This window comes from Prescottella agglutinans, assembly GCF_004011865.1.
In the GTDB taxonomy this organism is placed as follows: domain Bacteria; phylum Actinomycetota; class Actinomycetes; order Mycobacteriales; family Mycobacteriaceae; genus Prescottella; species Prescottella agglutinans.
This window is the reverse complement of the sequence record NZ_RKLP01000015.1, coordinates 83,065-105,664: the sequence shown is the minus strand read 5'-3', so window position 1 is coordinate 105,664 and position 22,600 is coordinate 83,065. Positions and strand designations below refer to the sequence as shown.

Annotated in this window: 22 protein-coding genes; 7 read left to right on the top strand and 15 right to left on the bottom strand. The window is 69.8% G+C overall.

Annotation, left to right across the window (positions count from 1 at the left end; genetic code table 11):
• Window positions 1-37: 37 nt before the first annotated feature.
• The 7 genes from EGT67_RS24100 to EGT67_RS24070 all read right to left on the bottom strand — a co-directional run bounded on the left by EGT67_RS24100 (window position 38) and on the right by EGT67_RS24070 (window position 6,485).
• Window positions 38-862, bottom strand: coding sequence for an SDR family NAD(P)-dependent oxidoreductase (locus tag EGT67_RS24100; RefSeq protein ID WP_127918635.1), 825 nt, complete (start codon window positions 860-862; stop codon window positions 38-40).
• A complete protein-coding gene (locus tag EGT67_RS24095) occupies window positions 862-2,010 on the bottom strand; it encodes a steroid 3-ketoacyl-CoA thiolase (RefSeq protein ID WP_127918634.1) in 1,149 nt (382 codons plus the stop codon). The genes EGT67_RS24100 and EGT67_RS24095 overlap by 1 nt, the downstream gene beginning before the upstream one ends.
• 79 nt (window positions 2,011-2,089) lie before the next feature.
• A complete protein-coding gene (locus tag EGT67_RS24090; RefSeq protein ID WP_127918633.1) occupies window positions 2,090-3,310 on the bottom strand; it encodes an alpha-hydroxy acid oxidase in 1,221 nt (406 codons plus the stop codon).
• Window positions 3,307-4,212, bottom strand: a complete 906-nt coding sequence (locus EGT67_RS24085; protein WP_127918632.1) for an NAD(P)-dependent oxidoreductase — start codon at window positions 4,210-4,212, stop codon at window positions 3,307-3,309. The genes EGT67_RS24090 and EGT67_RS24085 overlap by 4 nt, the downstream gene beginning before the upstream one ends.
• Entirely contained in the window at window positions 4,209-4,514 is a 306-nt protein-coding gene (locus EGT67_RS24080) for a galactose-1-phosphate uridylyltransferase (protein WP_127918631.1), read from the bottom strand. The genes EGT67_RS24085 and EGT67_RS24080 overlap by 4 nt, the downstream gene beginning before the upstream one ends.
• Window positions 4,511-5,266: a class II aldolase/adducin family protein gene (locus EGT67_RS24075; protein ID WP_127918630.1), complete on the bottom strand. Its 756-nt coding sequence runs from the start codon at window positions 5,264-5,266 to the stop codon at window positions 4,511-4,513. The genes EGT67_RS24080 and EGT67_RS24075 overlap by 4 nt, the downstream gene beginning before the upstream one ends.
• Before the next feature lie 13 nt (window positions 5,267-5,279).
• Window positions 5,280-6,485: an amidohydrolase family protein gene (locus EGT67_RS24070; RefSeq protein WP_127918629.1), complete on the bottom strand. Its 1,206-nt coding sequence runs from the start codon at window positions 6,483-6,485 to the stop codon at window positions 5,280-5,282.
• Between the two features lie 104 nt (window positions 6,486-6,589).
• Between EGT67_RS24070 and EGT67_RS24065 the strand changes: the two genes are divergently transcribed.
• The 7 genes from EGT67_RS24065 (at window position 6,590) to EGT67_RS24035 (ending at window position 15,745) form a co-directional block, all read left to right on the top strand.
• Entirely contained in the window at window positions 6,590-7,324 is a 735-nt protein-coding gene (locus EGT67_RS24065) for an IclR family transcriptional regulator (RefSeq protein ID WP_127918628.1), read from the top strand.
• Window positions 7,325-7,454: 130 nt separating this feature from the next.
• On the top strand, window positions 7,455-8,372 hold the full coding sequence (locus EGT67_RS24060) for an AurF N-oxygenase family protein (RefSeq protein WP_127918627.1): 918 nt from the start codon (window positions 7,455-7,457) through the stop codon (window positions 8,370-8,372).
• Between the two features lie 541 nt (window positions 8,373-8,913).
• Complete coding sequence (locus EGT67_RS24055; RefSeq protein WP_127918626.1) at window positions 8,914-9,705, top strand: enoyl-CoA hydratase/isomerase family protein; 792 nt, start codon at window positions 8,914-8,916, stop codon at window positions 9,703-9,705.
• Window positions 9,706-9,746: 41 nt separating this feature from the next.
• Window positions 9,747-10,727 (top strand): ABC transporter substrate-binding protein, encoded by a 981-nt coding sequence (locus tag EGT67_RS24050; protein ID WP_127918625.1) that lies wholly within the window; start codon window positions 9,747-9,749, stop codon window positions 10,725-10,727.
• 126 nt (window positions 10,728-10,853) lie between these two features.
• Window positions 10,854-13,193, top strand: a complete 2,340-nt coding sequence (locus EGT67_RS24045; protein ID WP_127918624.1) for a CaiB/BaiF CoA-transferase family protein — start codon at window positions 10,854-10,856, stop codon at window positions 13,191-13,193.
• Between the two features lie 64 nt (window positions 13,194-13,257).
• Window positions 13,258-14,205: a quinone oxidoreductase family protein gene (locus EGT67_RS24040; RefSeq protein WP_127918623.1), complete on the top strand. Its 948-nt coding sequence runs from the start codon at window positions 13,258-13,260 to the stop codon at window positions 14,203-14,205.
• A 34-nt stretch (window positions 14,206-14,239) separates the two neighbouring features.
• The gene (locus EGT67_RS24035) at window positions 14,240-15,745 is read left to right on the top strand and encodes an AMP-binding protein (protein ID WP_127918670.1); all 1,506 of its coding nucleotides are present in this window, start codon (window positions 14,240-14,242) and stop codon (window positions 15,743-15,745) included.
• 7 nt (window positions 15,746-15,752) lie between these two features.
• Here the strand turns inward: EGT67_RS24035 and EGT67_RS24030 are convergent, their stop codons facing one another.
• From EGT67_RS24030 to EGT67_RS23995, 8 genes are all read right to left on the bottom strand, one after another.
• Window positions 15,753-16,643: an IclR family transcriptional regulator gene (locus EGT67_RS24030; protein WP_241566219.1), complete on the bottom strand. Its 891-nt coding sequence runs from the start codon at window positions 16,641-16,643 to the stop codon at window positions 15,753-15,755.
• Window positions 16,644-16,779: 136 nt separating this feature from the next.
• Window positions 16,780-17,631 (bottom strand): alpha/beta fold hydrolase, encoded by an 852-nt coding sequence (locus EGT67_RS24025; protein ID WP_127918622.1) that lies wholly within the window; start codon window positions 17,629-17,631, stop codon window positions 16,780-16,782.
• Window positions 17,631-17,951: a 4Fe-4S dicluster domain-containing protein gene (locus EGT67_RS24020; RefSeq protein WP_127918621.1), complete on the bottom strand. Its 321-nt coding sequence runs from the start codon at window positions 17,949-17,951 to the stop codon at window positions 17,631-17,633. Before EGT67_RS24020 ends, EGT67_RS24025 begins: the two co-directional genes overlap by 1 nt.
• Before the next feature lie 3 nt (window positions 17,952-17,954).
• Window positions 17,955-18,959 carry an NAD(P)/FAD-dependent oxidoreductase gene (locus tag EGT67_RS24015; protein ID WP_127918620.1) on the bottom strand — a complete coding sequence of 335 codons (1,005 nt, stop codon included), beginning with the start codon at window positions 18,957-18,959 and terminating at the stop codon, window positions 17,955-17,957.
• Window positions 18,960-19,120: 161 nt separating this feature from the next.
• Complete coding sequence (locus tag EGT67_RS24010; RefSeq protein WP_127918619.1) at window positions 19,121-19,903, bottom strand: class II aldolase/adducin family protein; 783 nt, start codon at window positions 19,901-19,903, stop codon at window positions 19,121-19,123.
• Window positions 19,904-19,939: 36 nt separating this feature from the next.
• Window positions 19,940-20,773: an ABC transporter permease gene (locus EGT67_RS24005; RefSeq protein ID WP_127918618.1), complete on the bottom strand. Its 834-nt coding sequence runs from the start codon at window positions 20,771-20,773 to the stop codon at window positions 19,940-19,942.
• Window positions 20,770-21,576 (bottom strand): ABC transporter ATP-binding protein, encoded by an 807-nt coding sequence (locus EGT67_RS24000; protein WP_127918617.1) that lies wholly within the window; start codon window positions 21,574-21,576, stop codon window positions 20,770-20,772. The genes EGT67_RS24005 and EGT67_RS24000 overlap by 4 nt, the downstream gene beginning before the upstream one ends.
• Window positions 21,573-22,553, bottom strand: coding sequence for an ABC transporter substrate-binding protein (locus tag EGT67_RS23995; protein ID WP_127918616.1), 981 nt, complete (start codon window positions 22,551-22,553; stop codon window positions 21,573-21,575). The genes EGT67_RS24000 and EGT67_RS23995 overlap by 4 nt, the downstream gene beginning before the upstream one ends.
• Between the last annotated feature and the right edge of the window lie 47 nt (window positions 22,554-22,600).

Here is a 22,600-nt window from a genome sequence, read left to right as displayed (position 1 = left end):
GGGGAAGGATCGTTCGGGGCCGGGTGACCGGCCCGGATCAGCGGATCGTCAACTGGCCACCGTCGACGTTCCAGGATTGGCCGCTCACCCAGGCAGCCTGGTCGCTGCCCAGAAAGACTGCGGCCCAGGCCACCTCACGCGGATTGCCGGCCCGCTGCAGCGGGATGTTGGCCTCCACGTATTTCTGCCAGACATCCGCGGGCCAGTCGTCGAGTCGGCTCGTGGAGGTGACCCCCGGGCACAGGGCGTTCACCCGGATCCCCGACGGCCCCAGTTCCTTGGCCATCGACGACGTCAACGACTGGACTGCGGCCTTCGATGCGGCGTACGCGGCAGTGTTGGCGCCGCCCGTCTTCCCGCCGATCGAGGAGATGTTGACGATGCACCCGCCCGCGCCCCGCTCGACCATCGCCCGTGCGAAGGCCCGGCTCATCAGGAAGGTGCCCCGCAGGTTGACTCGGAGAACCCGGTCCCAGACGTCGACGTCGAGTTCGGTCACCGGCACGCGATCGCCGCCGCGGGACGCGGCGGCGTTGTTGACGAGGACGTCCACCCCGCCGAACTCCTCCTGCACCCGGGCGCACAGTGCGTTCACCGAGTCCTCGTCGGCGACGTCGGCGACCACGGCGGTCGCCTTCCGACCCAGCGCGCGAATCTCGTCGGCAACGGATTCGATGTCGCGCCAGCCGGCGGCCTTCTCCTCATCGGTGTAGCGGTCCGGCGTGCGTCCCGTGCCGGTGACGACGACATCGCAACCGGCACGGGCGAGTTCGACCGCGGTCTCCCGGCCGATCGAACGCATCCGCCCGGCGCCGGTGACGACCGCGACCTTCCCGTCGAGTCCCGTGAGCTGGGCGGGCATCAGATGCGCTCGATGATCGCCCCGGTCGCCATCGCGCCGCCGGCGCACACCGCGACGAGTGCGCGTTCGCCGTCGCGGCGCTCGAGTTCGTCGATCACCGCACCGATCAACCGGACACCGGACGAGCCCACCGGGTGGCCCAGCGCGATCGCCCCGCCGCCCACGTTGAGCCGGTCCTCGTCGATGCCGTGCACGCGGGCCATCGACATCGGGACCGCCGCGAACGCCTCGTTGACCTCGAAGAGGTCGATGTCCCCGACGGTCAGGCCGGTGCGCCCGAGCAGGTACTCGGTGGCCTGCACCGGGCCGTCGAGCAGGAAGTGCGTCTCCGCACCGATCAGGCACTGGGCGACGATCCGGGCCCGCGGGCGCAGGCCCAGTCCCCGCGCCACCGCCTCGTCCATCAGCACCGCCGCGGCCGCCCCGTCCGAGATCTGTGACGACGTGCCCGCGGTGTGCAGGCCCCCGTCGAGGACGGGCTTCAGGCGGGCGAGGGCCTCCATCGACGTCTCCCGCAGCCCCTGGTCGCGGGACACCTCGGCGGGTGCGCCGCCGTCCGCGCCGGGCGCCTTGACCGGGATGATCGCCCGATCGAAGCGGCCGTCCGCCCACGCCTGCGCCGCCCGCTGCTGCGACCGCAGCCCGAACGCGTCGAGGTCCTCGCGGGTGAATCCGCGGCGCCGGGCGATGCGGTCGGCGCCCTCGAACTGGGCCGGGATGTCCACGGTCCAGTCCGCCGGCTTGGGGCTGCCGACATCGCCCTTGATGTTCGACAGCAGCGGCACCCGGGACATCGCCTCGACGCCGCACGCCAGGCCGGCGTCGATGACGCCGGCGGCGATCTGCGCCGCGATCAACTGCACCGACTGCTGCCCGGACCCGCACTGCGCGTCGATGGTCGTCACACCCGTGCGCTCCGGCAGGCCCGCGTGCAGCCACGCGTTGCGGCTCACGTTCGACGCCTGCTCGCCCGCCTGCGTGACGCAGCCACCGATCACCTGCTCGATGAGCGCCGGATCGAGGTCGAGACGCTCGAGGATCCCGGACTGCACGGCACCGAGCAGTTCCGCGGCGTGCAGTCCGGACAGCCAGCCACCACGCCGACCGATCGGAGACCTCGCCACATCCACGATCACCGGGTTACCCATTGCAGTCCTCCTCGAGCAGGCATCTGTGTGGAACGGGATTCTTGATACCGATGAATTCGTCTCCGTTGTGGCGCGAGTCTCACTGGGTGGTAATCGCCTGCACAGAAACCGCGTTCTGATCGCCGGGCACAGCCGGGCGCACGTGCGAGCGGTTCAGATCCCGGACGTCCCGGACCCCCAGCAGCGTCAGGCCTCGCTCGATCTCCCCGCGCAGGAGCGTGAGCACGTGCTCGACACCGCGGTCACCGGCCACCGCCATCCCGTAGAGCGCCGGCCGGCCGATCAGCACCGCGTCCGCGCCGAGAGCGAGCGCCTTGATCACGTCCGTCCCCCGCCGGATCCCGCCGTCGAGCAGCACCTCGGCCCGCCCGGCGACGGCGTCGGCCACCGCCGGCAAGGCCGTCACCGACGGCATGCAGCCGTCCAGCTGGCGGCCACCGTGATTCGACACGACGACACCGTCGAGGCCGAGATCGACCGCCCGCGCCGCGTCCTCGGGCCGCAGCACCCCCTTGAGGTGGAGGGTGCCCTGCCAGTTGTCCCGCATCCAGGCCAGGTCGTCCCAGTTCAACCGGGACTGCACGAGGTGGCGCTCCTGGACCTCGATCGATGCGAGGGCGGCGGTCACGCCGTCCCCGGACGCGAGGTTGCGGCCGCCGATCCGTCGATGACGGACGACGTCGTACGCCCATCTCGGGTGCCGCGAGACGTCGAGCAGTCGACGCGGCGTCAGGACGGGAGGCACCCCCATCCCCGCCCGCTTCTCACCCTCCCGGTTCCCGACGGTCGGGACGTCGACCGTCACGAACAGCGATCGGAATCCGGCAGCCCAGGCGCGGCGCATGAGCGCCGCGGCCACCCCACCCGCGCCCGGGTACAGCTGGAAGGCGTGCTGCGCGGCGGCCGCGTCCGCGATCTCCTCGACCGACCACGTCGACGCCGTGCTCACGACGCAGCGGGTTCCCACGCGTTCCGCCGCCCGGATCGCGTCGAGGTCGCCGCTCCACCGGGTGAGCCCGTTGAAGCCCGTGGGCGCGGTGAGGACCGGCATCGAGATCGGCAGCCCTGCAACCTCGGTGGCGAGGCCGTGGGTGTCGTGGCCGGCGAGCGCACTCGGCACCAGCCACCAGTCGTCGAAGGCCGACCGCTTGCCCGCGACGGTCCGCAGATCGTCGGCACCGCCTTCGATGTACGACCACACCATCCGCGGCACCTTTCGGCCCGCGGCACGGCGGTAGTCCTCGATGCTGAGCGGCTCGCCGGACGCCCGCCACTGCCAGTCGAACCCGAATGCCCTCACAGCGACACCTCCGCACCGGCCCCGACGTACGCCGCGACCTTGCGCGCGACCGCAGCCCAACACCGGTCGAGCACGTCGTCGGTGATCCCCGCGGCGTGCGGCGTCACGACCACCCCCGGCGCGGTCCACAGCGGATGGTCGGCGGGAAGCGGTTCGGGATCGGTGACGTCGAGGATCGCGTGGATACGGCCTGTGCGAGCGGCGTCGAGGAGTGCCCGCGTGTCGACGAGACCACCCCGGCCGGCGTTCACCAGGACCGCGTCGTCCCGCATCGCCGCCAGAAAGCCGGCGTCCACGAGGTGCGCCGTCGAATCGCTCAGCGGCACAGCGAGAACCACGACATCCTGCTCGCCGAGTCGGTCCATCGCGGCCCCGACGTCCACCACCCCGTCGCGGGTCGTCCGGCCGACCAGGGTGACTACGCATCCGAACGGCTCGAGCATCCGGCGAACGTTCTCGCCGATGTCGCCGGCACCGAACACCAGCACCCGCTTCCGCGCGAGCGTGCCGGTACGGTGCGTGTCCCACCGCTTTTCCGACTGCTTCACCCGATACGCGGCGAGATCCCGGAAATGGCACAGCAATTGCGCGACAACCCATTCCGCGACGGTGCGGCCGTGGGCATGGTCCGCGTTCGACACCCGGACCCCGTCGGGCACGGCGTTCTCCCAACGTTCGACCCCGGAACTGAACAGCTGAACCATCCGCAGCCCCGGCAACTGCGCCAACAGCGGGCCCGAGCCGGCGGGATCGAGGCGCTGCACCACCAGCACCTCCGCGGCACCGGCGTCGTCCGGCAACCGCGGCACGTCCGGGTCGTACACGACGGCCCGGACGTTCGGAATCCCGGCGAGCGCCGGCACACCGCGCTCGTCCGGGACGAGGACCACCGTCGCACTCATCGGGCTACCTGCTCGCCGGCCACACGGCGGGCCGCCACCCAGGTCAGGATGTCCGCCGGCCAGATCGGGCGGGAGTGCCGACGATAGTGGTCCCACGTCGCCTCGAGCACCTCGCCCTCCGTGCAGCCGCCCAGCAGTTCCGCCCAGTAGTACTCGTCGAGCCGTTCGCCCGGCGGGCGCCGCTCGATCCCGGAGATGATCCGGATGACCTCACGGCACGTGAAGATGTCCGCGGCGCGTTCCGCGGAAGCGGGACGGGCCTCGGCCGGTCCCGCCTCCACGGGTGTCGATGTCACGGTCATCGCGGCCGGGACAGAATCTTTTGCGCGAGCGCCGGTTCGGCGCGCAACGCCGCGCGCACCGCCGCCTCCCAGAAGCCGTGGTAGCCGTTGCCGTCGTTCTTCAGCTGCCGGTCGAGCCACCAGTCCGGGAGCGACGTCTTGTCCGGTCCGCCCGCGACACGCACCATCCACGCGTTCTTGCATCGCTGTTCGAGCGCCACCGCGCGGAGGTAGACCGCCCGCGCGGTGTCCGCGATGACGAAGACGCCGTGTCCGCCCAGCAGCGCCCGATCCGCGTCACCGATCGCCCGGACCGCCTTCTCCGCGGCCTCCATGCTGTTGACGGCACCGTCGTACTCGTCGACCAGGACCAGCTCGCCGCCGCCGAGGCTCGAGCTCTGGTCGTACGCGGGCGGTACCTCCTTGATGTCGCCCCACACCGTGCCGTACTCGGAATGGTTGTGCAGCGCCCACACCACGTCGGGGCGTGCGTTGTGCAGCGCCAGGTGCAACGGGATCCCGAGCGGCACCGGCCAGTCGCCGTCGATCAGGTTGCCCTGCAAATCGATTCGCAGCACGTCCTCCGGACACATCTCCTCCCACGTGAGCAACCACGGGTTGCACAGCAGCGTGCCGTCGCCCAGGTTGTAGGTGATGTGGCCGGCCAGGTGGTCGCGGTAGCCCTCGTTCCACAGCGTGCGGCCGAGCAGGACGATCTCTTCGCGCGGATCGAGTTCCGGAATCAACCGGTCCGCGGTGGGGGTGAAACTCATCGACGGATTCCTCTCAGCCTCGGGGCAGGACGATCTCGGGCAGCGGGTGGCGGTAGAGCTTGGCGGCGTTCTCGCTGCACATCTTCCGCATCTCGTCGGCGGGGATGTCGCCCCAGTAGTTCTCGAGGACGCTCTGGGTGTGCGGCCACGTGCCGTCGCCGTGCGGGTAATCCGTCTCCAGCATGATGTTCTCGACACCGATGACGTGACGCAGCGCGATGGTGGACGGGTCGTCGAGCGTGCAGAACCAGAAGTTGCGGCGCAGAACGTCGGACGGGCGCTCCGCCCAGCCCAGGCCGTACCCGGACCGGTCGATGATGTTGTCGAGGCGGTCGATCAGCATCGGCACCCAGCCGATGCCGCCCTCGCTCATCGCGATCTTCAGCGTCGGGTGCTCCTTGGGGTAGCCCGACCACAGCCACTCGCTGCACGCGGCCAGGGACAGCTGGCCGAACATGGTGGCGCCCAGCTGAAGTCCCGGTGCGCCCTGCGGGTACTGGTACATGCCCGAGCTGCCGACGTGCAGCGAGATCACCGTGTCGGTGTCGACGCAGGCCTGGATGATCGGATCCCAGTGATCGCGATCCCACAGCGAGGGAAGGCCGATCGCGTGCGGACGCTCCGGGAAGGTGACCGACGTGAAGCCGCGCGCGGCGTTGCGCTCGATCTCCTTGACCGCCTCGACCGGATCGGTGAGATAGGTGATGCCACCGGGGATCACGCGCGTCGGGTACTCGAGGTACCACTCGTTGTAGAGCCAGTCGTTCCACGCCCGCACCGCGGCGATGCCGACCTCCTTGTCGGACGCATGCGCGAAGACACGACCGCAGAAGCCGGTGATCTGGGACGGGAAGTTGAGCATCGCCCAGATGCCGCCGAGGTCCATGTCCTTGACGCGGGCGTGAATGTCGTAGCAGCCGGGACGCATCTGGTCGAAACGGAAGGGCTCGTACTTCACCGACTCCTTGCGGCGGCCCGCGACGGCGTTCATGCCGACCTGGGAGTAGATGTTGCCGTCGAACTCCCAGACCTGCGAGCCGTCCTCGCCCTCGAGGATCCGCGGTGCGCGGTCCCTGAGGGCTGCGGGCATCCATGTCTCGAACAGGTGCGCCGGCTCGACCACATGGTCGTCCACGGAGATGACCGTGTACTTGACCTCGGCCGGTTCGGGCTCGGGGTTGAAGAGTTCGGGGTCGAGTTCCTGATTGACAGCCGTCACGACACGCTCCTTCGGGAGATCACGTGGGGCCCACTTCGTGGGGGCCTTGCCATGTGATGTATCACTATGTGATAGTAAGTATCATTTGCAGATACACATTAGGAGTGATCCAGATCGCAGTCAAGACTTTGGGCACCCTCGCGCGCGGCCTCCGTGTCATCGAGGCGATCGCCGCCCACCAACCGATCGGGCTGACCGAGCTCTCACGCGTGCTCGACGAGGACAAGAGCGCACTCCAGCGCACGCTCGCCACCCTGCACGACGCGGGATGGCTTCACCCCCTGCCGGATTCACCGCCACGATGGGAGGTTTCCATGAGACCACTCACCGTGGCGGGCAAGGCCCTCGCGTCGTCGACACTCCCCACCCGCGCTCGGCCACTTCTCGGATCCCTTCGCGACGCGACGGGCGAGACCGCACATCTAGCGCTCGTCGACGAATCGGTGATCGTGGTCGTGGACGTCGCCGAGGGAAAGCAGATCGTGCGCACCGCACTCCAGGTCGGTCAGATCCACCCGCCGGAGACCAGTGCGGCAGGGCGCGCGATCTGCTCACGACTCTCCCCGGAGGCGCGGGAAGGACTCACCACACACCCCGAATCACTGCTCGACGACGCCGCGTACGCCGAGATCGTCACCCGCGGCTGGTCACTGTGCGAGGGCGCCGTCCAACCGGGTTCGACGAGCATCGCCGCCGCCATCCTGGACGCGACCGGAACGCCGATCGGCGCCGTCGTCGTCAGCGGTCCGGACAGCCGCCTGACGCCCGATCGCTACGCCGAGGTCGGGGCGTTGGTCCGCGACGTGGCCGCCGAACTGGGAGGAAGTCGGCAGCACTGACCGGCCGCGCAGACCCCGTCTCCCCATTGCCATTGTGACAATGGTCATTGTATGGTTCAGCTAACAGTTACCTGCAGTCACACACAGATGGCTCGCCGCGACAGCGGCCGTGACCGAACGAGGGGAAGTCATGACCACTGCGACTCCGTCGACTCGCACAGCTCCGCCGGTGTCGGACCGGGAGGAGACCGCGCGGCGATTGCTGGCCTCCTCGGCGCGCAAGTCGTACGACCCGATGGTCGAGGTCGACTGGGAGGCACCGCTGCCCACCGACAAGTTCGGCCTCACGCCCGAGTGGAGCACGCTGTACGGCACGCCGCTGTGGGACGAGATGACGGACGAGCAGAAGATCGAGCTCACCAAGCACGAGGCCGCGAGCGTCTCGAGCGTGGGCCTGTGGTTCGAGATCCTGCTCATGCAGATGCTGCTGCGCGACGTCTACGGTCGCGACAAGCATTCGCGCCACGTGCAGTTCGCGCTCACCGAGGTCGCCGACGAGTGCCGTCACTCGGTGATGTTCGCGCGGGCCGGCGAGAAGTTCGGGATGCCCGACTACGGCCCGATCACGTTCATCCACAGGGCCGGCCGCCTGTGGGGTGGTCTCTTCCGTGGCGCCAACGCGTATGCGAGCGTCATGGCGGCCGAGGAGATCCTCGACATGATGCAGCGCGACTTCATGAAGGACGAGCGGGTCCAGCCGATCACCCGCACCGTCAGCAAGATCCACGTCCTCGAGGAGGCGCGGCACATCCGCTTCGCCCGCGAAGAGGTCACGCGCCGGTTGCAGGGCGCTTCCCGTGCCCGGAGGGCATTCGAGCGGGTCAGCACCGCTGCCACCGTCTACTTCGTCATGAAGAGCATGATCCACCCCGACGTGTACGCGAACGCCGGTCTCGACAAGGAACGCGCGCTCGAGGTCGCGCGCACCAACAAGCATCATCACGACAGGATCCGCACGTCGGGTTCGAAGCTCATGAGCTTCCTCGACAGTGTCGGCCTGGTCGGCGGCCCGTCGAAGGTGCTCTACAAGAGGGTCCACCTGCTCTGACGGCAGGATCACGGCGCGAGTGCGCGGTGTGCGAGCAGGTCTCGCGCACCGCGCATTTCGCGCTTCCCGGGATCCGGCAGCCGTGCATCGTCGCGTGGCACCCCGACAAATGGCTGTGCTCCGGACTCTTTCGTCCGGAGCACAACGACGCCTGTGGAGCGTCGAACGCTATGCCGGCGGATTCACCGGGCTGCCGCCCGACCCGCTGATGCCGAAGCCGGACGAGCCCGCAGAGAATGCCAGGTTGAGAATGATGGTGAAAAGATCGTTCGTGCTGATCACTGCGACACCCCTTGCCGGTCGGTAGAACAGGAACCGATTGGTACGGTTCGAACGCTATCAGCCGGCAGCAGAGACCGCTCGGCGCCGACCGGGACCGAGCCTCGACGGCCGCACCGCCACGGCCGGCAACCGTTCGTGAACAAGGACATTCCGGTTCATCCACCGGACCGATGGTGGTGCTCACTCGTGCCATTCCCATCGATACTCGGCTCCTCTCAACGGGTTCGCCGGACCCGTGTCACCGAGACCTGGAGCCGCCATGACGACCGACAGCCCACCCCTCACGCAGTGCGTGGACGTGACCGTCTCGAACGGCGTCGCCACCGTCAGGATCGATCGGCCGCCGGCCAACGCGTTCGATCCGGCCCTGATCGCCGAACTGCTCACCGCGCTGCCCCCGCTGGCCGCGGACCCCGACGTCCGGTGCATCGTCGTGCGCGGGACCGGAAGGTTCTTCGTCGCCGGCGCCGACATCCGGGTCATGCGTGAGCTCACCGAGGAGACGCAGCGCGCGATGCGGCCGTGGGTCGACGTGCAGAAACTGCTGGAGGCCGCGCCGAAACCCGTTGTCGCAGCCCTGAACGGCCACGCCCTCGGCGGCGGCGCGGAACTCTCCCTCGCCTGCGACGTCCGGGTGATGACGGAGTCCGCGACGATCGGGTTCCCCGAGATGGGGCTCGGACTCTTCCCCGGAGCGGGGGGCAGTCAGCGACTCCCGCGACTCCTCGGGGCCCATCGCGCGAAGCTGCTGATGATCCACGGGGCCCGGCTGTCGGCCGCGGAAGCCCTGCGCATCGGCCTGGTCGACGAGGTCGTACCCGACGACCGATTCGATTCCCGTACAGACGAACTCGCGGCCGACCTGGCAGCGAAGCCGACGCGCACCATCGGCCTGCTCAAGCGGATCGTCGAGGACGGGCGCGCGCTGCCGCTCGACGAGGCACTCGATCTCGAGTTCGCCGCCGTCCTCGAACTGATCCGCACCCGCGACACCGCCGAGGGGCTGCAGGCCTTCCTCGACAAGCGGGCACCGCACTTCACCGGCCGCTGAGTCCGCGCGCCGCCCACCCCACTCCGCACGAAGGACACCCCATGACCTCCAGATTCCGGCGCCGCGCACTGGCCGCCGTCGCGGCACTGGCCGCGGTCACCGTCGCCACCACCGCGTGTTCGCGTCCCGCGTCCGAGTCGGCCGCCTCGTCACCCGACGGACTCGTCCGCATCTCGGTCGGCGTCGACCCTTCCTACGCACCGTTCTTCGTCGCCGAGAAGGAGGGCCTGTTCGAGGCGGCGGGCCTGAACGTACAGATCATCCAGACCGAGGGCGGCGCCGCCAGCGCACAGAACGTCGTGGCCGGCACCTCCGAGATGTCCGGCAACGCCGACTCGACTGCCCTCACGGTGATGGCCGCCAATCCGAGCCTGCGCGCGCTCGGCGTCTACGAGGAGTCCGACCGCTACTTCCAGGTGGTGCTCCGGCCGGGCGTCACCCCGCAGTCGATCAAGACGATGGGGGTGTTCCCCGGGATCGGCCTGTACTTCACGGACGCGTACCTGCGCAGCCTCGGTCTCGACCCGGCCGCGGTGAAACTGGTGAGCACCAGCCCACCCGAGCAGCCCGCGCTGCTCGCCCGCGGCGACATCGACGGCTTCATCTCGTTCGACCCGTGGGTCGCGCAGGCCGTCGCCACCGGCGGACGCGTCGTCGGCACCAGCGGCGACTTCGGTGCCCGCTACTCGCAGTGGCTGCTCACCTCGGAGTCGTGGCTGGCCGCGAACGAGGACCTGGCGGCCCGGGTCTTCGCCGTCGTCGCCGACGCGGCCGCGATCGTGAACGCCGATCCCGACCGCGCGGCCACCGCGATCGCGTCGGCGATCCAGATGGATCCCGCGGAGGCGAGGCGCACGGTGACCCAGATCGACTTCGTCGGACGCGACTTCACCGCCGACGACACGGCCCGCGCCGACGACCTGGTCACGTTCTTCCGGGACCAGGGCAAGATCACCGGATCCGTCGACACCGACACGGTGATGCTGCACGGCTGGGTGACCGAGCACGCGAACGGCGATTGATCGCCCCGTTCTGCCGGCCGGATCGCGCCCGGTTCGGTCAGCAGAACGGAATCGTTTCCCGGGACGCGCTGCCGCCATAGTGTCGGCGCACTCACCGAACAACCCGCGTCACCGATCGGAGCAGCCGTGGTCGAATCCGCAATCCGGGTGGTCGAACTGTCGAGCCCCTTCACCCGCTTCGCCGGACGGGTCCTCGTCGGCCTCGGCTACGACGTCGTCCTCGTCGAACCGGTCGGCGGCGATCCCAGCCGGCACGAGTTCGGCGGGCACGCCTACGCCCACTGGCATGCCGGGAAGAAGTCCGTCGTAGTCGATCTCGACGCGGAAGCCGGCCGCGACGACCTCGCGCGGCTGGTCGCCGCGTCCGACATCTTCCTCGACGGCAGCGCCCCGGGCGCCGAACCGGTTGCGGTGCAGTGCGGTTCGACCGTCCACGTCCGGGTGTCCCCGTTCGGCGTCGACGGTCCGCGCAGCGGGTGGGCCGCAACGGATCTCACCGTCGCCGCCCTCGGCGGCATGCTGGCACAGGTCGGCGACCCGGACGGTCCGCCCCTGCTGCTCCCCCAGGGTCAGGCCGAACAGTTGGCCGGAGTCAACGCCGCGATCGCGGCGCTCCTGGGTCTGCGGGCCCGCCGGCGGGGACCGGTGCCGCCCGTCGACGTGTCCGCGCAGGAGTGCGTCGCGGCGAGCCTCGAGGCGGGCACGCTCGCCTACCTGCACGAGGACCGGGTGCCACCCCGGCCGGGCCGGGTGCATCCGCTGGTGCCGCACGGGTTGTTCCGCGCCGCCGACGGTTTCCTGGGCGGCGGTCTGGGCGGCAGCCCTCGCATGTGGGACGCGCTGCTGGCGTGGCTCGTCGAGGAGGGCGCGGCCGACGACCTCACCGATCCCCGCTGGAGCGATCCGATCGAACGAAAGCGGCACCAGGAACACATCTTCGAGGTGGTGCAGCGCTTCCTCGACAAGTGGACCAAGGAGGAGTTCGCGGTCGCGGCGCAGACCCGCAAGCTGCCCTGGTCGGCCGTCGACCGCCCGGACGAACTGCTCGTCAACCCGCAACTGAACGACCGCGACTTCTTCGTCGATGTGGTGTCACGGGACGGCGTGACTCGCGACTTGGGCTTCGGCTTCGCGTTCCCCGAGGGCGCCCGCGCCCGGGATCTCGCGGTGGCCGATCTCGGCGAGCACCAGGTCCTGCTCGACCGATCGGCCGTCGAGGAGCACTCTGTGTCCGAGGAGGATTCGACGAGACTCCCGCTCGACGGCATCCGTGTCCTGGACCTCACCTGGGTGCTGGCCGGACCGTACTGCACCCGCATCCTGGCGGACCACGGCGCCGACGTCGTCAAGGTCGAGTCGCTGGGCCGGCCGGACCCGACGCGGTTCGCGCCGTTCATGCACCTGTCCCGGGGACCCCACGACGACCCCGACACCAGCGGATACTTCAACGACGTCAACCGGAACAAGCGCAGCATCACCCTCGACACCCGCTCCCCCGCCGGCCTCGAGGTCCTGGCGGACCTGATCGCGCAGAGCGACGTCGTCGTCGAGAACTTCAGTTCCACCGTCATGGAGAAGATGGGCTTCGGGTACGAGCGGCTGCGCGAACTGCGCCCCGACATCGTGTACGTCTCGATGTCGGGGATGGGCCACACCGGCCCGCGCAGCGGCTGGGTGTCGTACGCCGACATCGTGTCCGCGGCAACAGGATTGACGGCGCTGACGGGGTGGAGCGCCGACGAGGTGGTGGGCGTGATCTACGGCCACGGCGACATCGTGGCGGGACTGCAGGCCGCGACCGCCGTCCTCGCCGCACTCGAACATCGCGACCGCACCGGCCGCGGTCAGCACGTGGACCTGTCCCAGCTCGAGGCGATGGCCTCGCACATGGGCACCAGCGTCGTGCAGGCCACCGGCACCGGACGGTTCCCGGCCCCGATCGGCAATGCTCACCCGACCATGTCGCCGCACGGGGTCTTCCGGTGCCTCGGCACCGACCGCTGGTGCGCGATCGCGGTCCGCGACGACACCGACTGGCGACACCTGTGCGAGACGCTCGGTCGGGCGGAATGGGCCGACGACAACAGGTTCCGCACCGCGCCGGGACGCCGCGAGCACGAAGCCGAGATCGCCGGCGCGATCGCCTCGTGGACGGCGTCCCTGCCCGCCGAGACGGTCGCCGAACGCCTCCAGGCCGTCGGCGTCCCGGCCGGTGCCGTCCAGAACGGCCGCGACCTGGTCGAGAGCGACCCGCACCTGCGGGCGCGCGGCTACTACGTTCCCGGTGACCATCCGAAGGCCGGTCGGTTCCTGCACGAGGGCGCCCCGGTCCGCGTAGGTGCACCGGTGACGATCCGCCGCGCGGCGCCGCTGCTCGGCGCCGACACCGACGACGTGCTGCGCGACGTCGCCGGGTACCCGCCCGAGACCGTCGCCCGCCTGCGCGCCGACGGCGTCCTGACCTGACCGGTGACCTGATTCCACGGCCCACCCGCCGCCCCACCGCTCGAAAGATCCAGAAGGAGAACACATGCGCGCCGCCCGGCTCCACAGCTTCGGACAGGCTCCCGTGATCGACGAGGTCGACGTCCCCGCGCGGGCCGCCGGACAGACACTGGTCCGTATCGACGCCGCCGCTCTCGGTCATCTCGACATGACGGTCGCGAGCGGCAACTTCGACGTCCGCCCGCAACTGCCGCACATCGGCGGCACAGACGGCGCCGGGACCGTCGTCGAGTCCGACGCCTTCGAGCCCGGAACCCGGGTCCTGGTGCGCGGCGGCGGTATCGGGCTGTTCAAGAACGGCTGCTGGGCCGAGTACGTCGTGGCCTCGGACAAGGCGTTCACCCCGTTCGATTCGGGTCTCGATCCGGCGATCGCGGCAACCTTCCTGCTGCCCAGCACCACCGGATACGTGGCCGTCCACGACGTCGCCGATGTCCGGGTGGGCGAGCGGGTCATCGTGTCGGGAGCCTCCGGCGCGGTGGGGTCGATGGCCGCGCAGTTCGCGCTGCTCGCCGGGGCCTCCGAGGTGATCGGCGTGGTGCCCCGCGCGGACCAGGTCGCGCTGCTGCCGGAGGGTGTCCGCCCGATCGTCGGGCGCGGCGAGCAGGTGGCCGAGGCCCTCGGCCCCGACCCGGTCGCGGAGGTCCTGATCGACACCCTGGGCGGGGACGCGCTGCCACACCTGCTCGTGCGTGTCGTGCCGGGCGGTCGCGCCGCCCTGATCGGCTACACCCTCGGCACTCAGCTCACGATCGACCTGCCGAACTGGTTGCTGAGCGACGTTGCGATCCTGCCGGTCAACATGATTCGCAAGACCGCACGCCAGGCCGAACTCGCCCCGGACATGATCGCCCGCCTCGTCGCCGGCGACATCCGTCTCGCAGTCCAGCAGTTCCCGCTCGCCGACATCGCCGACGCGCTGCAGCTGATGCGCGAGGGCAAGGTCGCCGGCCGTGCCGTCGTCGTGCCGTGACGCCGTGACCGGAGCACTGCCGCTACCGGAATCGATGACGATTCCGGCGCTGCTGCTCGACCGCGCCGTCCGGCGCGGCGATCACACCGCGCTGCGCGTCGGTGCCGTGCGGGTGCACTACCGCGAACTGGCGGACCGCGCGGCCGCGATGGCCGGGTCCCTCGCCCGCCGCGGGGTCCGGCGCGGCGACCGGGTCGCCGCGATGACGGCGAACCGCATCGAGGCGCTCGACCTGATCCTCGGCTGCGCCTGGCTGGGCGCCGTCGCGGTGCCGCTCAACACCGCCTTCCGCGGCGACGCCCTGCGCCACGTCCTCGCGGCGTCGGGTGCACGGTGCCTGCTCGTCGAACCGGAGTACGCCGAGCGCGTGGAGGCCGCCGGCTTCCGCGGCGAGCTGTGGATCGTCGGCACTGCCTCGGCGCCGCAACCGGATTCGCCGCCGCTGCCACCCGTGGAGAAGATATCGGCGCTCGACCCGGCGGCCGTGCTGTTCACCTCCGGCACCACCGGGCTGCCGAAGGGAGTGCTGTGCCCGCACGCCCAGTTCCTGTGGTGGGGGCTGGGCGTGGGGGCATCGCTGGATCTGGACGCCGAAGACGTCCTCTACAACGGGCTGCCGCTGTTCCATACCAACGCCATCAACGCCTTCTTCCAGGCCGTGGTGGCGGGCGGCACCTTCGTGCTGGGACAGCACTTCTCGGTGCGCGAGTACTGGCGGCGGGTCGCCGACGCCGACGCGACCGTCGTGTACCTGCTCGGCGCGATGGTCGCCATGCTGGCCGGCCGGCCGCCGTCCCCGGACGACCGGGCGCATCGGGCGACCCGCGCGCTGTCCCCTGCGACACCGGAGCGGCTGTGGCGGCCGTTCCGGGACCGGTTCGGCGTCGAGCTGATCGACGGATTCGGCACCACCGAGACCAATCTCGTGCTCGGGACCGCGCCCGGCGACCGGCGTGCGGGCCACCTCGGCACGATCATGCCGGGGTACGACGCGCTCGTCGTCGACCCGGCCGGCACCCCGGTCCCGGACGGCACCCCGGGCGAACTGCTGGTGCGCACCGACCTCGACGGTGCGTTCGCGCTCGGCTACCTCGGCGACACACCCCCGACGCCCGGCGCGTGGCTCGCCACCGGCGATCGGGTGGTGCGGGACGCCGACGGCTGGTTCCGCTTCGTCGACCGGATCAAGGACGTGATCCGGCGGCGCGGCGAGAACATCTCGTCGGCCGAAGTCGAGGACGTCCTGGCGCAGCACCCCGCCGTCGCGCAGGCCGCGGTCTTCCCGGTCCCGTCGCAGTTGGCGGAGGACGAGGTGATGGCCGCCGTCGTCGCGCGACCCGGGTGCCGCGTCGATCCCGCCGAGCTGCGCCGGTTCGCCGAACCGCACCTCGCCTACTTTGCGCTACCCCGCTACGTCGACGTCGTCGGCGCCCTGCCGCTCACCGAGACGGGCAAGGTCCGCAAGGCGGCGCTGCGGGAGCGCGGCGTCGGGCCGCACACGTGGGACGCCGAAGCGGCCGGGATCGCTCCCGGCCGCTGACCGCCGCTCACTTGCCGCAGCCGTTGAACGAACACATCGTGGGGCTGCAGGCCATCGCCCGCGCGGCGTCGGCGGGCGAGTGCGTGCACTTCATCGCGTGCAGGGCGCGGCTGATCCCCATCCCCGCGGTGCGCAGCGCACCGGTGACCCGGCTGACGTTGAGTCGGACCGTCGGACCGGTCACCGACAGCGCGCCGGCGATCGTGGTGGGCCCGCTGAAGACCGGCACCGCGACACTCATGTAGCCGAGTCGCGTCTCCTCGACCTCGACCGCCAACTGTTCCTTGCGCATCCGCTCGAGTTGCTGACGCAGGACCGAGACCGACATCGTCGTGCGTGAGGTGAGCGCGGTGAAGCCCTGCTCGACCACCTCGTCGAACACCGACTGCGGCGAGAACGCCAGGATCATCTTCCCGGTGGCCGTGCAGTACAGCGGGAGGCGGCCCGCGACGCGGGACTGCTGGTTGAGCCCGCGGTGCCCGATGATCTTCTCGATGTAGAGGACGTCGATGCCATCCCGCACCGCGAAGTGCACGGTCTCCTGCGTCGCGAGCAGCAGGTCCTCCATGTACGGCAGCGCGGCGTCGCGCAGGATCCGCTGCCGGGGCACCAGCTGTCCCAACTCGAACAGGCGCAGCCCCAGGCGGTACTTCGTGCCGGCCCGCTCGAGCAGGCCCCACTCGACCAGTTCGCCCGCGAGACGGTGCACCGTGGCCTTCGCGACCCGGCTGCGGCGCGTCAACTCGGTGAGCGAAAGGTCGCTGTGGTCGTTGTCGAAGGCGTCGAGGATCGAGCGGGCCTTCCCCAGCACCGACGACATCTCGCCGCCCTGTCCCTGAGCCGACTGGATCGGCACCACCGAACCGAGATCGACCGATCGCTGCATCGCTGTCGTCACTGCGGCCTCCTGACACTCTGCGGGGCTCCGACTCGGAGGTCCGAGCGGTGTAACCCTTTCGGTGCCAGTGACGCTAGGGACCAAAGTCCCGAGACGCACGTCACACGTTCCGTCCAGCGGACCGGTTTCACAGCGTTTACAAATGCCGCGCAACGGGGGTGTCCGCGGTCACCGCGGAGGCGGCGGTGTTCACATTCGCCAGGAACTCGCACACCGCCGCCGCGACGCGGTCCGCGTGCCGCTCGACGAGCGCCACCGTGCCGTCCTCGACGACGACCTCGGCCACCGTCGGTGCGCCCGTCAGGTGCGCGCGCAGCTTCGGCAGGTTGGGTATCGAGAACGGGTCGGCACCCGCACCGATCAGCAGCACGGGCACCGTGACGGCACCGACCCGGTCCTCCATCCGGTAGCGACCGCACGCGCGATGTCCCTCGGCCGGGTCGACACCGAAGGCGAGGGCGTCGTGGAGGAACCGGTCCAGCAGGTCGGTGACCGGTTCCGGGTAGTAGGGGCGGCGCAGATCCCACAGCACCCGCAGGTGGGCGCCGTCCGGGACATGCTCGGCGCAGTCCACCCCGCCGGCACCCGTGTGGCCGGCGCGGTAGTCCGCGTCCGCCCACGGGCACGACGACAGCACGACGGCGTCGAGTCGTCCCCCGTCGCCGGCCGCCATCTCGAGGGCCACCGCCGCGCCGGTGTGGTGCCCCAGCACGGTGGCCCGGTCGACCCCCAGGGCGTCGAGCAACTCCCACGCGCCCTGCGCGAACGCCTCGATGGTCTGCGGTGCGGGCAGCGCGGCGCTCGCCCCGAACCCGATCATGTCCATCGCGATCACCCGGAAGTCGCTCGCCAGCAGGGGAATCAGCTCTCGGAACTCGTCCCACGAGCGCGGGGTCTGATGCAGCAGCAGGATCACCGGCCCCTGTCCCTGCTCGGCGTAGTGCAACTGTCCGAACGACGTGTCCGCGTAGCCGAACCGCACGCCCATCAGTACGCCGCCACCATCGGGGTGTCGACGCCGATCACGTCGATCTTCGCCGCGCCGCCCGGGTTGCCGACGGGCTCGGCCCGGGTCGGAAGGATCTCCAGGAAGAAGCGCTTGGCGTCCTCCTTGTACTCGGGATCCGCCTTGCGGTCCACGGTGATCGCCTCCACCGGACACGCGAGTTCGCATGCGCCGCAGTCGATGCACTCGTTCGGGTTGATGTAGAGCTTGCGCTCCCCCTCGTAGATGCAGTCGACCGGGCATTCCTCCATGCAGGATCGGTCCATGTAGTCGATGCATGCCTCGCCGATGACGAATGCCATTGTTCAGCGCTCCTGTTCGGTGGAATGTCCGGGGAAGATCTCGGCGTCCGGGTCGATCGTGGCGGCGGCGTTGTTGACCGCGGTCGCGGCCTCGCCGAAGCCGACCGCGATGAGCCGGACCTTGCCGGGGTAGTCGGTGATGTCGCCGGCCGCGTACACGCGGGGAACCGCGGTCTCCATGCGGGTGTTCACGACGATGTGGCGGGAGTCGATCTCGAGCCCCCACTCGGTCATCGGCCCCAGATCGGCGGTGAACCCGAGGGCGGCGATGACGGACTGCGCGGGCAGCGTGCTGGTGCTCTTCTCGAGCTTGTGCGCGACGTCCACCTCCGAGATCCAGCCGTTGCCGCGGACCGCGGACACGTCCGCGTTGACGATCATCCGCACGCTGCTCTCCCGCACCTTCGTCACGGTCGCCGCGTGCGCGCGGAACTTGTCGCGGCGGTGCACCAGGGTGACCGACGACGCGATCGGCTCGAGGTGAACCGCCCAGTCGAAGGCGCTGTCGCCGCCGCCGACGATCACGACGTCCTTGCCGGCGTGCGCCGACAGATCGGGGACGAAGTAGCTCAGCCCGCGATCGAGGAAATCGAGGCCCTTGGCGAGCGGGCGGGGCGTGAAGGTGCCGATGCCGCCGGTGACGATCACCGCACCGGCGGTCACGTTGCGCCCCTTGCTCGTTCCGACGACGACGCGACCGTCCGCGAGGTGTGTGAGCGTCTGCGCCTGCTCCCCGAGCAGGTACTGCGGGTCGTACGGCGCTGCCTGCTGGAGCAGTCCGTCGATCAGATCACGCCCCTTCACGGAGGGGAATCCGGCGATGTCGAGGATCGCCTTCTCCGGATACATCGCACTCACCTGGCCGCCGGGCTCGGACAGTGCGTCCAGCACGGCCACCCGCAGGCCCCGGAAGCCGGCGTAGTACGCGCCGTAGAGGCCCGCCGGGCCGGCGCCGATGATCAGGATGTCGACCTCGAGTGCGGTCGAGACATTGGACGATGCGTTCATGCCGACAACGCTAATAATGCTGTCGCCCTTGACATATGAAACCGGTCCAGTCAGCAGACTACGTTCGGACTCGGGCGCCCGGGTCCAGGCACGCCGAAAGGCGGGCCCACCGGCGGAGCAGAGGTCTGCCGGTGGGCCCGCCGTGACGGAGGTGCCGCGGGTCAGCCGAAGATGTCGGGCTCCTCCGCGGCGATCTTCTGGATGATGGTCGAGTAGGCGAACCACCCCACCTTCTCGGTGCCGACGGCCTCGTACGTCTGCGCGGCGATCTCGTGCTGCAGCGCGACGGGATCACCGGCCGCCCGCGCGGCCAGTTCGGCCTGCATAGACCGCTCCATCGACACGTACCACCACACGGCACTCTCGACCGACGTGCCGACCGTCAGGTGCCCGTGGTTCGTGAGGACCACCGCCTTGTTGGGCCCCAGCGCGGCCGCGATGCGCCGTCCCTCCTCCTCGTCGAGTGCGACGCCGTGGTACTGGTCGTAGATCGAGTGGTCCTCGTAGAAGGCACACGCGTCCTGCGTGATCGGGCTCAGCAACCGGTGCAGCGACGAGAACGCCTTGCCCTGCAGTCCGTGTGCGTGCACGGCACCCACGACGTCCGGGCGCGCCTCGTGCACCTTGGAGTGGATGACGAACGCGGCGCGGTTGAGCGGCCCGTCGCCCGACAGGATGGTGCCGTCGGAGTCGACGTGCAGCAGTTCGTCGGGTGTCACGCGGGAGAAGTGCCGGCCGAACGGCGCCGTCCAGAACGTGTCGGGACGCTCCGGGTCGCGCGCGGTGATGTGCCCCGAGATGCCCTCGTCGAGGCCGAAGCGCGACAGGATCCGGTAGCCGCCGATCACCGCGACCTTGCGACGACGGCGCTGGGTCTCGACGTCGCCGGACTCGGGTCGTCCGGGGATGCCGGCCAGCTCGGCGATGGTGGGTGCGTGAGTCATTGCGTCCCTTCAGATTCGACGGATGAATGAACGGGTCTACTTGACGCCGTACCGGGCGAGGTACCGCGTCGAGAGCAGGCGCAGGATCCGGTCGAACAGGAAACCCATGATGCCCAGCACGATGATGCCGACGAACGTCCAGTCGATGCGGCCGTAGTTGCGCGCCTGCCAGATCATGGAGCCGATGCCGTGGTCGGCGGCGACGATCTCGGCGGAGACGATCGTCAGGAAGCTGTTGCCCATCGCGAGGCGGGCACCGGTGATGATGCCGGGCACCGACGACGGCAGCACGACGGTCTTCATGATCTGGAGCTTGCCCGCGCCCAGATTCGTCGCGGCCTGCAGCTTGTTCTCGCTGATCGCGACGGTGGCGGCGATCGTGCTGACGGTGACGATGAAGACCGAGGTGTAGAAGATCAGCACGACCTTGGAGGTCTCGCCGATGCCGAACCACACCACCGCGAGCGTCACGAACGCGATCGGCGGGATGAAGCGGAAGAACTCGATGTACGGGTCGAGCAACTGGCGCACGATGTTCACCCGGCCCATGAGGATGCCGATCGGCGCGCCGATCACGACGCCGAGGCTCCAGCCGATGAGGATCCGCTGCGCCGACGCCCAGATCGACGTCCACAGCACCCCACTCTCGGCCAGTTCGGTTGCGGCCTTCCATACTTCGGCCGGCGAGGCGATCGTCGTCGGCCCATACCACCAGGCCAGGAACGACCACACCGCCAGGCCGATCACGGCGGACGCGATCCACAACAGTGCGGTGCGAACGGCGGCGCCGGACGCACCGGCGCTGCGGCGGCGGGTGCGTGGCGTGCGGGCGGCGCGCACGGTGGCAGGTGTCTCGGCCACGGCGGTCATAGCTCCTCCTCGATGCCCTGGTTGCGCAGCGACGCCACGACCTCGGCGCGGATGTCGTCCCGCAGTTGCTCGTACAGATCGATCACCTCGGGATGGGCACGGTCGCGTGGCCGCGGCGCATCCACCTCGTAAATGCTCTTGATGCGCGCCTTCGGGCCCGCGGACATGACCACGATGCGGTCCGCCAGCGTCAGCGCCTCGTCGATGTCGTGGGTGACGAACACGACGGTGCAACCGGTGTGCCGCCAGATCTTGTCGAGTTCGGTCTGCAGCACCTGACGGGTCTGGGCGTCGAGCGCACCGAACGGCTCGTCCATCAGGACCAGCGATGGCTGGTTGGCGAGCACGCGGGCGATCTGCACGCGCTGGCGCATGCCGCCGGAGAGCTGGGCCGGGAACTTGGCACCGGCGTGCGGCAGGCCGACCATCGCCAGGTACTCGGCGGCGATCCGCGCCTGAGCAGCCTTGTCCGCGCCGTGCATGCGGGGTCCGTACGCCACGTTCTGACTGACGGTCATCCACTCGAAGAGTGCCTCCGAGCTCTGGAAGACCATGCCCGCGTGCGGGTTGCTCCCGTAGACCTCGTCGCCGTCGCACACGATCTCGCCCGCGGAGGGCTTCACGAAGCCCGCCATCGCCGAGAGCAGGGTCGACTTGCCGCAGCCGCTCGGTCCCAGCAGGCAGACGAACTCGCCCGGCCGGACGTCGAGGTCGATACCCGAGACGATCTCGGCGGCACCGAAACTGATGCCGAGATCGCGGACGTCGATGGGGACGCCCTTGATGGTGGTTGTCGCTGTCACTGCTTGTCCTCCTGGTACCAATCGAGCAGCATCGCCGAGGTGAGGTCGGGCTGCTCGGAGAGAACGCCGATCTTCTTGTAGAAGTCGACGATCGACTGTGCGGACTCCACGTCCTTCTCGGTGAGATTCTCGACACCGAAATCGATTTCGCTCACTGCCGTGACGGTCTGGTCCTCGGCCACGTTGACGGCCTTCTTGGTCGCGACGGCCGCCGCCTGCGGATCGGCCTCGACCCGTTCGCTCGCCTCGGCGAGCACCTTCGCGATCTTGCGGGCGGTGTCCTCGTTCTGGTCCAGCCACGGCGCCGTCGTGATGGCCCAGTGGTGGTAGAACCAGTCGTAGTCGCCGGTGGCCGCGACGACGTGCCCACTGCCCTGCGACAGCGCGGTGGCCGGCCACGGCTCCCACAGCACGTATCCGTCGATGTCGCCGCGGCTGAGCAGCGCCGGCATGTCGGTCGGCGTCGCCGACACCATCGCGACTGCGCCCGGGGCTATTCCGTTGGCCTCGAGGTACTTGTCCGTCGAGATCTGGCTCAGTCCCGGAACGATGCCCATCTTCTTGATGCCGGTCGCGGAGTCGACCCCGTTGCGCAACACGACCTTGATGTAGTCGCCGGACACCTCGTACGAGTACATGGCCCGCAGCGAGGGATTCTGGCGCAACTGCGCGATCGTCGTGGTATCCGAGCTTCCTGCCACCTGGACCTGTCCGGTGGCCAGCGCGTCCACGGCCTCGCCGCCGCGGCCGAACTGGACCAGCTGGACGTCGAGGCCCTCGTCCGCGAACATCCCCTCCTGGTCGGCGACGAAGAACGGGGCGTAGGACGCGTCGATGCCGACCGCGATCCGCAGGGGGCCGCCACCGGTGTCGGCCGTGCTCTGGGTGGCGGGGCGGCTGCACGCCCCCGCGGCCACCGTCAGAACAAGTGCTGCTGATGCAAGGGTCACCTTGCCGAATGTCGATCGCCAGGCCATGTGTGCACACCTTCGTTCTGTGATCTGCGCCGCATTTGCGGGGTCGT